1 protein-coding gene is annotated in these 1480 nt (G+C 72.6%); it reads left to right on the top strand.

Annotation, left to right across the window (positions count from 1 at the left end; genetic code table 11):
• Positions 1–10 precede the first annotated feature (10 nt).
• On the top strand, positions 11–1480 hold a 1470-nt coding region (locus ACFVU9_RS45440), incomplete at its 3' end, for an IS1182 family transposase (protein ID WP_387603974.1).

Genomic DNA, 1480 nt, shown 5'->3' with positions numbered 1-1480 from the left:
TTCTGTGGCGATGGGGGAATGGGCCGGGGAGACGGTCGGGCCGGACGTGTGGGAGACGTGCCGGGAGCTGATCCCGGCGGGGAGCGTGTTCGCGTTCCTGGCCGAGCACCGAGGCCGGCTGTTCCCGGCGGCGATGTTCGCGGACATGTACCCGTCGGCGAACGGCCGCCCGAGCATGCCGCCGCAGGTCCTGGCCGCGGCGATCACTTTGCAGGCCCTGCACGGCCTGTCCGACTTCGAGACGGTCCAGGAACTGCGGTGCGACCTGCGGTGGAAGGCCGCCTGCGGTCTCGGGCTGAACGACACCGCGTTCGACCCGTCCCTGCTGTCCTACTTCCGCCGCCGACTCGCCCGCTCTGCCCGTCCCAACCGCGTCTTCGAGGCCGTGCGGGAGGTCGTGAACGCGACCGGCGTGCTGAAGGGCCGCCAGAAGCGGGCGCTGGACTCGACCGTCCTGGACGACGCGGTCGCCACTCAGGACACCGTCACCCAGCTGATCGCCGCCGTCCGCGCGGTGATCCGCGAGGTCCCCGGCGCCGATGCGGTCGCGGCCCTGCACTGCACCGCGCACGACTACACCGATCCGGGCAAACCCCGCATCGCCTGGAACGACGAGCAGGCCCGGGCCGACCTGGTGGACGCCCTGGCCGGCGACGCGCTGCGGCTGCTCGGGCACCTGCCCGAGCAGCCGCTGGGCGAGCGGGCCGCGAACGCGGTCGGGATCCTGGCCCTGGTCGCCGGACAGGACGTCGAACCCGCCGACGACTCCGACGGCCGCGACGGACGCTGGCGCATCACCCGAGGGACCGCCCCGGACCGGATCGTGTCCACCGTCGACCCCCAGTCCCGCCACGTCCACAAGAACCGGACCCGTCACCAGGACGGATACAAGGCCCACCTCGCCGTCGAGCCCGAGACCGGCCTGTTCACCGCCGTCGCCCTCACCCCCGGAAGCGGACTCGAGCACCACGAGGCCCAGGTCGCCCTCGACCTGCTCGCCGACGAGCCGGAACCCGTGGACGCGTTCGGCGACACCGCCTACTCCACCGGGCCCGTCCTTCGCGCACTGCGGCAGGCCCGGCACCGGCTGTTCCTCAAGCCGGCCCCACTGAGGACTGCCGTCCCCGGCGGCTTCAGCCTCGACGACTTCGCCATCGACACCGCGGGCGGCACGGTGACCTGCCCGGCCGGCCACACCGTCGCGTTGTCCGAGCCGTCTGGTCAGCACCTGCAGCGCAAGGCGGTCTTCACCGGTCATTGCACCGGCTGTCCCCTGCGTGAACGGTGCAGCCGGGCCAAGGCCGGCCGGATCGTCACCATCCGCCCCGACCACGACCTCATGGCGCAAGCCCGCAAGGCCGCGAGTACACCCGAGTGGCAGGTCGTCTACCGCCGTTGGCGCCCACCCGTCGAACGCGCCGTCGCCTGGCTCGTCGCCCACGGCAACCGACGCCTACGACACCGCGGCACCATCAAGAAC

Origin of the sequence: Kitasatospora sp. NPDC057936 (assembly GCF_042887525.1) — a bacterium.
GTDB lineage: Bacteria > Actinomycetota > Actinomycetes > Streptomycetales > Streptomycetaceae > Kitasatospora.
Note: the sequence above shows the minus strand (reverse complement) of the source record. Positions and strands in the feature narration are given on the sequence as shown.